The organism is Sodalis sp. RH19, from assembly GCF_047324215.1.
Lineage (GTDB): Bacteria > Pseudomonadota > Gammaproteobacteria > Enterobacterales > Enterobacteriaceae > Acerihabitans.
The window spans coordinates 2827401-2840336 of the sequence record NZ_CP178734.1 but is presented as its reverse complement, the minus strand read 5'-3'; the positions used below and the strand labels follow the sequence as shown (position 1 = coordinate 2840336).

9 protein-coding genes are annotated in these 12936 nt (G+C 59.8%); 8 read left to right on the top strand and 1 reads right to left on the bottom strand.

What is annotated here, in order from left to right:
• Positions 1 to 356 precede the first annotated feature (356 nt).
• From ACL2XF_RS12920 to ACL2XF_RS12910, 3 genes are all read left to right on the top strand, one after another.
• Positions 357 to 539 carry a Trm112 family protein gene (locus ACL2XF_RS12920; RefSeq protein ID WP_162365646.1) on the top strand — a complete coding sequence of 61 codons (183 nt, stop codon included), beginning with the start codon at positions 357 to 359 and terminating at the stop codon, positions 537 to 539.
• A complete protein-coding gene (gene kdsB, locus ACL2XF_RS12915; RefSeq protein ID WP_410015898.1) occupies positions 536 to 1291 on the top strand; it encodes a 3-deoxy-manno-octulosonate cytidylyltransferase in 756 nt (251 codons plus the stop codon). Before ACL2XF_RS12920 ends, kdsB begins: the two co-directional genes overlap by 4 nt.
• Before the next feature lie 109 nt (positions 1292 to 1400).
• Positions 1401 to 2294: a YcbJ family phosphotransferase gene (locus ACL2XF_RS12910; protein WP_413728737.1), complete on the top strand. Its 894-nt coding sequence runs from the start codon at positions 1401 to 1403 to the stop codon at positions 2292 to 2294.
• A 65-nt stretch (positions 2295 to 2359) separates the two neighbouring features.
• On the opposite strand, the gene elyC is transcribed toward ACL2XF_RS12910, so the two are convergent.
• A complete protein-coding gene (elyC, locus tag ACL2XF_RS12905) occupies positions 2360 to 3139 on the bottom strand; it encodes an envelope biogenesis factor ElyC (RefSeq protein ID WP_410015896.1) in 780 nt (259 codons plus the stop codon).
• A gap of 153 nt (positions 3140 to 3292) precedes the next feature.
• Between elyC and cmoM the strand changes: the two genes are divergently transcribed.
• The 5 genes from cmoM (at position 3293) to ldtD (ending at position 12779) form a co-directional block, all read left to right on the top strand.
• Positions 3293 to 4078, top strand: coding sequence for a tRNA uridine 5-oxyacetic acid(34) methyltransferase CmoM (gene cmoM, locus ACL2XF_RS12900; protein ID WP_410015895.1), 786 nt, complete (start codon positions 3293 to 3295; stop codon positions 4076 to 4078).
• Complete coding sequence (gene mukF, locus ACL2XF_RS12895; RefSeq protein ID WP_413728736.1) at positions 4075 to 5397, top strand: chromosome partition protein MukF; 1323 nt, start codon at positions 4075 to 4077, stop codon at positions 5395 to 5397. The genes cmoM and mukF overlap by 4 nt, the downstream gene beginning before the upstream one ends.
• Positions 5378 to 6109, top strand: coding sequence for a chromosome partition protein MukE (mukE, locus tag ACL2XF_RS12890; protein ID WP_410015893.1), 732 nt, complete (start codon positions 5378 to 5380; stop codon positions 6107 to 6109). Before mukF ends, mukE begins: the two co-directional genes overlap by 20 nt.
• The gene (mukB, locus tag ACL2XF_RS12885) at positions 6106 to 10560 is read left to right on the top strand and encodes a chromosome partition protein MukB (RefSeq protein WP_413728734.1); all 4455 of its coding nucleotides are present in this window, start codon (positions 6106 to 6108) and stop codon (positions 10558 to 10560) included. Before mukE ends, mukB begins: the two co-directional genes overlap by 4 nt.
• A gap of 422 nt (positions 10561 to 10982) precedes the next feature.
• Positions 10983 to 12779 (top strand): L,D-transpeptidase, encoded by a 1797-nt coding sequence (gene ldtD / locus ACL2XF_RS12880; RefSeq protein WP_413728733.1) that lies wholly within the window; start codon positions 10983 to 10985, stop codon positions 12777 to 12779.
• Positions 12780 to 12936 lie beyond the last annotated feature (157 nt).

Sequence of the window (12936 nt, the reverse complement as noted above, 5' to 3'; positions counted from 1 at the left end):
AGGGGGCGTTTTTTTGGCGGCGAAAAAACAATCGGCCCGGTCATCAGGGATGATCGGGCCGAGAGAGCGATGTTATTTTTTGCTTAGCGGCTAAAATTAGCAAACAAAGCAATTATTTTATTTAATTTTTTCATGGCAGGTTTGTCTCTTAAATGTCTAAAGTGTGATGTAGCTCACAAAAAATATTACGCCGTTCCTGTGCATGGATCAACCCTATTTTGCAAAAATGTTAATAGCCTGCGTCAATCGTTGTGACGTCAATTGCAGCTAATCGCCGTAACCATTCCCGCCCGCCGCCGCATTATGCTATTCTCTGGGCCATCGACGCATCGCAGGGTGTGTATGCTGGAGGAAACATGGATCACCGTTTATTGGAAATCGTGGCGTGCCCGGTATGTAACGGCAAGCTGTATTTTAATAAAGAAAAACAGGAACTCATCTGTAAATCGGATGCCCTGGCCTATCCGGTCCGGGACGGTATACCGGTATTATTGGAGAGCGAGGCCCGCGCCCTGACATTGGACGAGACAAATCAATGAGTTTCGTGGCTATCATTCCCGCGCGGTTCGCCTCCAGCCGCCTGCCGGGCAAACCCCTGGCGGATATTAACGGCAAGCCGATGGTGGTGCATGTCATGGAGCGCGCGCAGGAATCCGGCGCGGACCGGGTTATCGTGGCGACCGATCACGCCGGCGTGGTGGATGCCGTCCGCCAGGCCGGCGGCGAGGTTTGCATGACCCGCCCCGATCATCACTCCGGTACCGAACGCCTGGCGGAAGTAATCGACCGCTATCAATTTCCCGATGACCAGATCGTCGTCAATGTGCAAGGCGACGAGCCGCTCATCCCGCCGGTCATTATCCGCCAGGTGGCTGATAATCTGGCCCATTGCCAGGCGGGCATGGCCACGCTTGCGGTGCCCATCACCACCGCCGAGGAAGCCTTTAATCCGAACGCGGTCAAAGTGGTGATGGATGCCCAGGGTTTCGCGCTGTATTTTTCCCGCGCCGCCATCCCCTGGGAACGTGAACGTTTCACCGTTTCCCGGGCGACCATCGGCGACACCTTTTTGCGCCATATCGGCATCTATGGCTATCGCGCCGGTTTTATCCGCCGTTATGTGGGCTGGCAACCAAGCCAGCTGGAGCAGATTGAGATGCTCGAGCAATTGCGGGTACTGTGGTATGGCGAAAAGATTCATGTCGCTGTGGCGAAAGAGGTGCCGGGCATCGGCGTCGATACGCCGGAAGAGCTGCTGCGCGTGCGCGAACTGATGCGCCATAACCGCTGATATTCCGCTAAATCTTGATCTGAAACGAAGAAGTTTGCCGGTGAAGCCAGCATGATGGCCCGTGTTTGTTATTCACACGTTTGTCCATTATATAAAGGTTGAGTCTGTCATGGAACAGTTGAACGCTGAGCTAAGCGCAGTATTGGGAGAATCCCTGAGCCGTCTGGAGCGGATCAGCGAACAGCCTTATGCGCATCTTTATGCTATGTATGATAAGGAAGGACATCCGCTTTCATTGCTGGCAAAAAGCTATATCTGCCAAGGCATCGCACAGCAGGAGGCGTACAAGCTTTCCATGCTGGCCCGCGAGGGCGAAGTGCGGTTGCCCACGGTCTACGGGCTGGTGGTAACCCAGCAGGCGCCGTATAAGGAACTGCTGCTGATGGAACGCCTGCGCGGGGTCTCGGCGGAAGCCCCAACCCGTACGCCGCAGCGCTGGGAGCTGCTGAAAGATCAGATTGTCGAAAGCATGCTGGCCTGGCACCGTATCGACAGCCATGGCTACGTCGGCACGGTGGACAGCACGCAGGAAAATACCTGGCCCAACTGGTATGCGCAACGTATCGAAGTGATTTGGTCGACGCTGCTGAAAGTCTCCGCGCCTCTGCTGACCTATGAAGACCGCAACCTGTTGTTCCGCACCCGCCAGAGCCGTGAAAAACTGTTTGCCGATTATCAGGAAAACAGCGTGCTGGTGCACGGCAACCTCACGCTGCGCAGCATGCTCAAGGACCAGCGCACCGATCAACTGCTCGCCATGCTCAATCCCGGCACCATGCTGTGGGCGCCGCGCGAGTACGATTTGTTCCGCCTGTGCGAGGACGGCATGGCGAACGAGCTGCTCTACCATTACCTGAGCAAGGCGCCGGTGTCGGAGGCGTTCCTCTACCGGCGCTGGCTATACGGTATCTGGGAAGCGGCGGCGCGCTATATCCACACCGGGTTGCTCGACCGCGCGGTATTCGACCTGGCCGGTCGCGAACTCGTCCCCTGGCTTGATTAAACGGACGTGCGCCGGCGATAGCGCCCGCCTTGCGCGGCGCTATCGCCCCGGTACGGCGGCATCAATCAGGATGCCGGCGCGTCGCTGTCGCCGGTTATTTTTTGCCAGGCGCGTCCCAGGGTTTCATACCAGGCGCGGTCGGCATGCCCCAGCCATAGCGGCGACGGCAGCACCTTTTCCCACGGGTTTAACGGACTGTCGATCGCCAGCTGGTTGGCCGGGGCAGGGATGGGGGTCAGCCCCCGGGCCCGGAAAAACCCCATGGCGCGCGGCATATGGTTGGCAGACGTGACCAGCAAAAACGGCGCCTTGCCCACCAGGGCGGCTACGCTTGCCGCTTCCTGGCGGGTGTCGCGCGGCGCCTCCAGCACGATAATATCTCCCGCCGGCACCCCAAGGCTTTGCGCCACCCTTGCCGCCGTTTCGGCGCTGCTGACGGGATTGCCCGGCGCCGCCGCGCCGGTAAATACCATTTTGGCGCCGGGATGGTCATGATAAAGACGAATTCCTTCGGCCACCCGCGGCAGGCTGTTGTTAATCAGGTTGGAACTGGGCGCCCATAAGGGATTAAAGGTGTATCCGCCCCCCAGCACCACCACGTAGGCGATACCCGGCTGGCGCCCGTGATAGGTGGGGTATGTCGCCTCCAGCGGCGCCAGCAGGCTGTCGGCCACCGGTTGCAGGCTCAGCAGCAATAAAACCGACCAGCCCAGGGTCACCAGACCCTTACCGGTCCGCTGCCAGCGCGTGAACCACAGCAGTAATAGCCCGGCGCCCATGAGCAAAATCAGCAGCGGCAGCGGCAACAATAACCCGCCGACGATTTTTTTAAGGTCAAAAAGCATCGGAAAACGCTCCAATTGGATGAAATGTAGTCAACCAGGCGCAATCCGGCGCCATAAAGATTCATTCTAAGTCAGCCTGTGACAAAATAGTCAATTCACGGCGGGTTTATGGTAAAAACGCCTTTCCCGTCCGTCGTGCCCGGAGCATTGATTATGCAGGACCGCAATTTTGACGATATTGCTGAAAAATTTGCGCGCAATATTTACGGCACCACCAAAGGGCATATCCGCCAGGCGGTGGTCTGGCAGGATTTAGAAGGATTGCTGACGCGGCTGCCCGCCCGCCCGCTGTATATCCTCGATGCCGGCGGCGGCGAGGGCCGTATGGCCTGCCAGCTGGCGGCCCTGGGGCACCGGGTGCTGCTGTGCGATCTGTCGTCCGGCATGATTGAGCGGGCGCGGCAAGCGGCGCAGGAGCGGTCTGTGATGGATCACATGCAATTTGTGCAAAGCGCCGCGCAGGATATCGCGCCCCATTTGGAAAGGCCGGCCGATCTGATATTGTTGCATGCGGTATTGGAATGGGTAAGCGAGCCGCGCGCGTTATTGCAAGGACTGTATGATTGCCTGGCGCCGGGTGGCGCTCTGTCATTAATGTTTTACAATAAGCACGGTCTGGTCATGCGTAATATGATCCTGGGCAATATTGAATTTGTCGCCGCCGGGATGCCGAAACGAAAAAAACGCTCCCTGATGCCGGACCATCCCTGCGATCCTGAACAGGTGTTCGGCTGGCTGACCGCCATGGGTATGACGCTCAGCGGCAAAAGCGGTGTGCGGGTGTTTCATGACTATCTGCAAAACAAGCAGCAGCAACAGGATGATTTTCCGGCCTTATTGGCGATGGAACAACGGTATTGCCGGCAGGAACCCTTTATCAGCATGGGGCGCTACATCCACGTCATGGCGCATAAACCCTCCCTGAAGGATGAATTATGAGTGAATTTTCCCAGACTGTACCGGAACTGGTCGCCTGGGCCCGGAAAAATGACTTCTCGCTCTCGCTGCCCATTGAGCGGCTGGCGTTTGTGCTGGCCATCGCTACGCTTAACAGCGAACGCATGGACGGTGAAATGAGCGAAGTCGATCTGGTGGACGCCTTTCGTCACGTCAGCCAGGGGTTTGCGCAGACCAACGAAACGGTGGCGGTGCGCGCCAACAACGCCATCAACGATTTGGTGCGCCAACGCCTGCTCAACCGCTTTGTCAGCGAGCTGGCGGACGGCAACGCCATCTATCGCCTCACGCCGCTGGGTATCGGCATCAGCGACTACTATATTCGCCAGCGTGAATTTTCCACGCTGCGGTTATCGGTGCAGCTCTCCATTGTCGCCCAGGAATTGCAGCGTGCGGCCGAGGCGGCGGAAGAGGGCGGCGATGAGTTCCACTGGCACCGCAACGTATTTGCCCCGCTGAAGTATTCGGTGGCGGAAATTTTCGACAGCATCGACATGACCCAGCGCATCATGGACGAACAGCAGCAGTCGGTGAAGGACGACATCGCGGCGCTGCTCAACCAGGACTGGCGCGCCGCCATCGCCAGCTGCGAGCAGCTGCTGTCGGAAACCTCCGGTACCCTGCGGGAACTCCAGGATACCCTTGAGGCGGCGGGGGATAAGCTACAGGCCAACCTGCTGCGCATCCAGGACACGATCCTCGGCCATCAGCATCTGGCCTTTCTCGACAAGCTGGTCTTTGATCTGCAAAACAAGCTGGACCGGATTACCAGTTGGGGACAGCAGGCGATAGATCTGTGGATCGGCTACGATCGCCACGTGCACCGTTTTATCCGCACCGCCATCGATATGGATAAAAACCGGGTCTTCGCCCAGCGGCTGCGCCAGTCGGTACAGAACTATTTCGACCATCCCTGGGCGCTGACCTATGCCAACGCCGACCGTCTGCTGGACATGCGCGACGAGGAACTGGCGCTGCGCAGCGAAGAGGTGACCGGCGAACTGCCGCCGGACATGGAATATGAAGAATTCAACGAGATCCGCGAGCAGCTGACCGCCATGATCGACCAGGCGCTGGCGCAGTACCCGCAGCAGCATCTGCCGCTGGATCTCGGCCAGGTTATGCGTGATTACCTGGCCCGTTTCCCGCGCGCGCGCCATTTCGACGTCGCGCGTATTTTAGTTGATCAGGCAGTACGTCTGGGTGTCGCCGGATCAGACTTTTCCGGATTACCGCCGCAGTGGCAGGCAATCAACGATTACGGTGCTAAGGTACAGGCCCATGTCATCGATAAGTATTGAAGAAACCATGCCGGTCAAGCTGGCAAAAGCCCTGTCGAATCCCCTGTTTCCGGCTCTCGACAGCCTGTTGCGCTCCGGCCGCCATATCGGCGTCGAGGAGTTGGACAACCACGCGTTCCTGATGGATTTCCAGGAGGAGCTCGAGAGCTTTTACCGCCGCTACAATGTGGAACTGGTGCGCGCGCCGGAAGGCTTTTTTTACCTGCGCCCGCGTTCCACCACGCTGATTCCGCGCTCGGTTCTGTCCGAGCTGGATATGATGGTGGGTAAAATCCTGTGTTATCTCTATCTCAGCCCCGAGCGCCTGGCCCATGAAGGGATTTTTACCCAGCAGGAGCTTTACGACGAACTGCTTGGCCTGGCGGACGAAAACAAACTGCTTAAGCTTGTCAACCAGCGTTCCACCGGCTCCGATCTCGACCGGCAGAAGCTGCAGGAAAAGGTGCGCACGTCGCTTAACCGCCTGCGCCGTCTGGGCATGGTGTGGTTTATGGGCAACGACGCCTCGAAATTTCGCATTACCGAGTCGGTGTTTCGCTTCGGCGCCGATGTACGCAGCGGCGATGACGCGCGCGAGGCGCAGCTGCGCATGATCCGCGACGGGGAGGCGATGCCCATTGAACAGGCCTTATCGCTAAATGACGAGCAGGACGACGACAATGGCAATCTTAATGACGGATCGTCGGAAAGCGCCGAGGATGAACTGGCATGATTGAACGTGGTAAATTTCGCTCACTGACATTGGTTAACTGGAACGGTTTTTTCGCCCGTACCTTTGATTTGGACGGGTTGGTGACCACCCTGTCCGGCGGCAACGGCGCGGGCAAGTCCACCACCATGGCGGCTTTTATCACCGCCCTGATCCCGGACCTGACGCTGCTCCATTTCCGTAATACCACCGAAGCCGGCGCCACGAGCGGTTCCCGCGACAAGGGGCTGCACGGCAAGCTGCGCGCCGGCGTCTGCTACGCCGCGCTGGATGTGATTAACTCCCGCCATCAGCGGGTGCTGGTGGGCGTACGGTTGCAGCAAATCGCCGGGCGCGATCGCAAAGTCGATATCAAACCCTTTATGATCCAGGGGCTGCCGGTCGCGGTTATGCCTACGGAAATCCTGACCCAGGCGGTAGGGGATCGCCAGGCGCGGGTCTTGAGCCTGCAGGAACTCAAGGAGCGGGTGGAGGAAACCGAAGGCGTACAGTTCAAGGTGTTCAATTCCATTACCGACTATCACGCCCAAATGTTTGATTTAGGCGTTATTCCGCGCCGTCTGCGCTCGGCCGCCGATCGCAGCAAATATTACCGCCTGATTGAAGCCTCGCTGTACGGCGGTATCTCCAGCGCCATCACCCGCTCGCTGCGCGACTATCTGTTGCCGGAGAACGGCGGGGTGCGCAAAGCGTTCCAGGATATGGAAGCGGCGCTGCGCGAAAACCGCATGACGCTTGAAGCGATACGCGTTACCCAGTCCGATCGCGACCTGTTTAAGCACCTGATTTCGCAAGCCACATCCTACGTGGCGGCCGACTACATGCGCCATGCCAACGAGCGGCGCATCCATCTTGACCAGGCGCTGAGCCTGCGGCGCGATCTGCTCGGCAGCCGCAAATCGCTGGCGGTGGAACAATACCGCCATGTGGACATGGCGCGCGAACTGGAAGAAACCACCGGCAGCGAATCGGATCTGGAAACCGACTACCAGGCGGCCAGCGACCATTTAAACCTGGTGCAGACCGCCATGCGCCAGCAGGATAAAATCAGCCGCTATCGTGATGATATCGACGAGCTGACCTTCCGGCTGGAAGAGCAAAACGAGGTGGTGGCCGAGGCCCAGGACCTGCATCAGGACCATGAGGCGCGCGCTGAGGCCGCCGAACTGGAAGTCGATGAGCTGAAAAGCCAGCTGGCGGATTACCAGCAGGCGCTGGACGTGCAGCAAACGCGCGCCATCCAGTATCAACAGGCGTTGCAGGCGCTGGACCGCGCCCGCGAACTTTGCGGCCTGCCCGGACTTAGCGCCGTGGACGCCGAGCGGGAGCTTGACGTCTTCCAGGCGCGGGAGCAGGAAGCCACCGACGTTCTGCTCGGGCTGGAACAAAAACTGAGCGTGGCCCAGGCGGCGCACGGCCAGTTCGAACATGCCTTTAAACTGGTGACGCAAATCGCCGGGCAGGTGGCGAGGAGCGAAGCCTGGCAAACCGCCCGCGAGCTGCTGCGCGATGCGGCGTCGCTCACGCATCAGGCCGAGCGGCTGCAGCCGTTGCGCAGCCAGCTTGATGAACTGGAGCAGCGTCTGCGCGAGCAGCAGGAAGCCCAGCGCCTGCTGACGGAATTCGGTAAACGTATCGGCGCCGATTACCAGCCGGACGAGCTGGAAGCGGCGCAGCAGGAGCTGGAAGCGCGGGTGGAAACCCTGTCGCTCAGCGTATCCGAGGCGGGGGAGCGGCGTATGGCATTACGCCAGGAGCTCGATCAGATCCTGCAGCGGCTGCAGTTGCTGACGCAACGCGCGCCGGCCTGGCTGGCGGCGCAGGATGCGTTGACCGCGCTTGAGGAACAAAGCGGCGAGCGGCTTGAGAACGGCTCGCACGTCACCGAATATATGCAGCAACTGCTGGAGCGCGAGCGCGAAACCACCGTGGAGCGCGACGAGGTGGCGGGGCGCAAACGCGCGCTTGAAGACCAGATCGAGCGGCTAAGCCATCCGGGGGGCGGCGAGGATCCGCGTCTGGCCACCCTGGCGGAACGTTTTGGCGGCGTGCTGTTATCGGAAATCTATGATGATGTCACCTTTGACGACGCGCCTTATTTCTCCGCGCTGTATGGACCCTCGCGCCACGCTATCGTGGTTCCCGACCTGTCGCGCATCCGCGATCAGCTTGACGGCCTGGACGAATGTCCCGACGATCTCTACCTGATCGAGGGTGACCCGCAGTCGTTCGACGATAGCGTATTCGGTATCGAGGAGCTGGAAAGGGCGGTCCTGGTGAAGGTGGCCGATCGCCAGTGGCGGTATTCCCGTTTTCCGGCGGTGCCGCTGTTCGGCCGGGCGGCGCGCGAGAAACGCCTGGAAATCCTTAACGAAGAGCGCGACGCGCTGGCGGAACGGTACGCCACCCTGTCGTTTGACGTGCAGAAAATCCAGCGTTTGCACCAGGCGTTCGGTCGTTTTGTCGGCACCCATCTGGCGGTGGCGTTTGAAGACGATCCCGAGGCCGAGATCCGCCGCCTGGGTGGCCGGCGCGGCGAGCTGGAACGCCTGCTCAGCGATCATGAGGGCCAGAACCAGCAGCAGCGCCAGCAATATGAACAGGCGCGCGAGGGGCTTGGCCTGTTGAACCGACTGATCCCGCGCATCAGCCTGCTGGGCGACGAGACGCTGGCCGATCGTCTCGACACCGTGCGCGAAGAGTGGGAAGACGCCCAGGACGCGGTGCGTTATTTGCAGCGCCACCGCGATGCGCTGGATCAGCTGGAGCCGCTGCTTGCGGTATTGCAAAGCGACCCCGAGCAGCACGAGCAGCTGCAGGCGGATTACCAGCAGGCGCAGCAGGCGCAGCGCCAGGCTAAGCAGCAGGCGTTCGCCCTGACCGAAGTGGTGCAGCGCCGCGCCCATTTCAGCTATTCCGATTCCGCCGGCATGCTGACGGAAAACTCGGATCTGAACGACAAGCTGCGCCAGCGCCTGGAGCAGGCGGAGGCCGAGCGCAGCCGGGCGCGCGACGCCTTGCGCCAGCATCAGGCGCAGTTGACCCAGCTAAACCAGGTGCTGGCCTCGCTGAAAAGCGCCTACGACGCCAAACGGGATATGTTTGCCGAGCTGACGCAGGAACTGCAGGATATCGGCGTACAGGCCGATGCCAGCGCCGAAGCCCGCGCCAAGGAGCGCCGCGATCAATTGCACGCCGCCCTGAGCCAGAACCGCAGCCGGCGCAACCAGCTGGAGAAACAGCTGACCTTCTGTGAAACGGAGATGGACGCCCTGCGCAAAAAACTGACCAAGCTGGAGCGCGATTATCATCAGATGCGCGAGCAGGTGGTGACCGCCAAGGCCGGTTGGTGCGCGGTTATGCGCCTGGTGCGGGATAATGGCGTTGAACGCCGGCTGCACCGGCGCGAACTGGCCTACCTGGAGGCGGAAGAACTGCGCTCCATGTCCGACAAGGCGTTGGGCGCCCTGCGCCTGGCGGTGGCGGATAACGAGCATCTGCGCGATGTGCTGCGGCTGTCGGAAGATCCCAAACGGCCGGAGCGGAAAATCCAGTTCTTTATCGCGGTTTACCAGCATCTGCGCGAACGTATCCGCCAGGATATCATCCGTACCGACGATCCGGTCGACGCCATTGAACAAATGGAAATTGAACTGAGCCGGTTGACCGAGGAATTGACGGCCCGCGAACAGAAACTGGCCATCAGTTCCAAGAGCGTATCGAACATTATTCGCAAAACCATCCAGCGCGAGCAGAACCGCATCCGCATGCTCAACCAGGGATTGCAGGCGGTCAGCTTCGGCCAGGTGAAGAGCGTGCGGCTGAATGTGAACGTGCGCGAAGCCCACGCCACGCTGCTTGATGTGCTGAGCGAGCAGCAGGAGCAGCATCAGGATTTGTTCAGCAGCAACCGGCTGACTTTTTCCGAGGCGCTGGCGAAGTTGTATCAGCGTTTGAATCCGCATATCGATATGGGACAGCGCACGCCGCAGACCATCGGCGAGGAATTGCTGGACTACCGCAACTATCTGGAAATGGAAGTGGAGGTCAACCGCGGCGCCGACGGCTGGCTGCGCGCGGAGAGCGGGGCGCTGTCCACCGGCGAGGCCATTGGTACCGGTATGTCGATCCTGGTGATGGTGGTGCAGAGTTGGGAAGAAGAGTCCAGCCGCCTGCGCGGTAAGGATATTTCCCCCTGCCGCCTGTTATTCCTTGATGAGGCGGCGCGTCTTGACGCCAAATCCATCGCCACGCTGTTTGAGCTGTGCGACCGGTTGCAGATGCAGCTGATTATCGCCGCGCCGGAAAATATCAGCCCGGAAAAAGGCACCACGTATAAACTGGTACGTAAGGTATTCAATAATCAGGAACATGTGCATGTGGTGGGCTTGCGTGGGTTTGGCGGGGATATTCCGCCGGTGCCGGCGGTCGTTGCGGCGCAGGAAACCTCCTGAGGTGCTGGCCAGCTCTCCCTGTAACACGCCTGCTTTAAGTTCAGCGTTAGCGGGCCTACCGTGCCATGGGGCGCTCGGTCGGGCGGGAAAAGCACGCCCGATTCGACCCCATTGGCACGCTCTCCCTGTAACACGCCTGCTTTAAGTTCAGCGTTAGCGGGCCTGGCCTGCCATGGTGCGCTCGGTCGGGCGGGAAAAGCACGCCCGATTCGACCCCAACGGCATGCCCTCCCGTGACCATGCCGGGTTTAGCTCGGTTTTTTTATGCCGCGCCGGGGTAAACAGGCGCACCGGAGAAACGATTACACATTAAGCCGCATACAGACAGCGCAGAGTTGGCTTTCTGCTTATATACTAAGGTAAAGTTGAGTGTAAATAATAAGACGATAATAATTAACAATTCTGCATACAGGGGACATGGGATGTTACTCACCAATTATGTGTTATGGCGACGTGGGCTTCTCGCTTGCCTGCTGGCATCAAGCCTGATCCCGCTGGCCGTCCGCGCTCAGGTGGCCACCGCCCCCATCATGCCGGATACCAAGACGTTGGGCCACAGTCCGTCCGCATTGGCGGCGGTGCTGCCCGCCGGCGTCAAGCCCTATTATTCCGCTGAGCTTAACGCGCTTTATGCCGCCCGGCATAACCAGCCCATGTGGCAGGATCGCGATGCCATCCAGCAATTCCAGCAGCAACTGGCCGAACTGGCGCTATCCGGCGTCCAGCCGCAATTTATCTCCTGGGCGCAATGGCTGACCAATCCCGATATCAGTCCTATGGCGCGCGACGTCATCTTGTCCGACGCCATGCTCGGCTACCTGCAATTTGTCACCGGGGTGGAGCAAAACGGCGAGGTCTGGCTTTACAACAACAAGCCGTATCGCCTGGCGCCGCCGCCGGTACTGGCGGTCGAGCACTGGCAGCACGCGATTAAAGACGGCGGCATCACGCGCTTTATAGCCGGCCTGGCGCCGCAGCACCCGCAATATCCCAAGATGCACCAAGCGTTGAAAACCATGCTGACGGATAATCATCCCTGGCCCCAGCTCAATGGCAATGAAAGCCTGCGCCCCGGGCAGCTAAGCGATGATATCCCGGCGCTGCGCGAAATCCTGCACCGTAGCGGCATGATATTGCCGGCGTCGGCCACCCCGCTGCCCACCGCCGATAATATGCCGGCGGATGTGCGCACCACCCCTCCGGTGACGGATGGGCAGCAGTCGGTGGTGGTCAGCCCGGCGGCCGATTCCCTGGCGCCGTCCGCTTCGACGTCCGATCCGGCCGTGGTGGCGACGGTCGACCCGCAGGATAAGGCCTATACTCCCGATCTGGTGGAGGCGGTAAAACGCTTCCAGAGCTGGCAAGGGCTGACGGCCGACGGCGTTATCGGCCGCCAGACACGGGATTGGCTGAACGTGTCGCCGCAAACGCGGGTGACGCTGCTGGCATTGAACATACAGCGCCTGCGGCTGTTGAATAACCGTATCAATACCGGTATCCAGGTTAATATCCCCAATTTTTCGCTGGTGTATTATCAGCAGGGCGCCCAGGTGCTTTCATCGCGGGTGATTGTCGGCCGGCCAAGCCGCAAAACCCCGCTGATGCGCAGCGCGCTCAGCAGCGTGGTGCTGAACCCGCCCTGGAATGTCCCCACCTCGCTGGTGCGGCAAGATATCGTCCCCAAGGCGATGCGCGATCCCGGTTACCTGCAGCGCAACGGTTTTACCGTTCTGTCGGGCTGGAGCAGCGACGCCGAGGCCATCGATCCCGGCACCCTGGACTGGGGCATGATTTCCCCTGCCCATTTCCCGTTCCGGCTGCGCCAGAATCCGGGCGCCAACAACGCGCTGGGGCGGTATAAGTTTAATATGCCCAGTTCGGACGCCATCTATCTGCACGATACGCCCAACCATAATCTGTTCCTTAGCGATATGCGCGCGCTCAGCTCGGGCTGCGTGCGGGTCAACAAGGCGTCCGACCTGGCCAATATGCTGCTGCAGGACGCCGGCTGGGGCGATACGCGGGTCAGCGCCACGCTCAAGGAAGGCAATACCACCTATGTGCCGATACGCCACCAAATTCCAGTGAATCTGTTTTATCTTACCGCCTGGGTGGCTGATGACGGCAAACCACAATTTCGTACAGATATTTACAATTATGATTCCGCGATAAAAGTAGGGGCCAAAAGCCTGGCCAATGCGCAGCGGCTGCTGCAATAACCTGCTGAACGAATGAGAATTATTTACGGCCGGAGCGATAACGCGCCGGCCGCCTATTCTGTGAACCTTTGCAAACCTTGACAAAGCGTTGGTTGACTGCACCAATAACTGCGGTTATGGTTCCCGACGGTGCGCTTATGTGCAATACGTTCGTTTC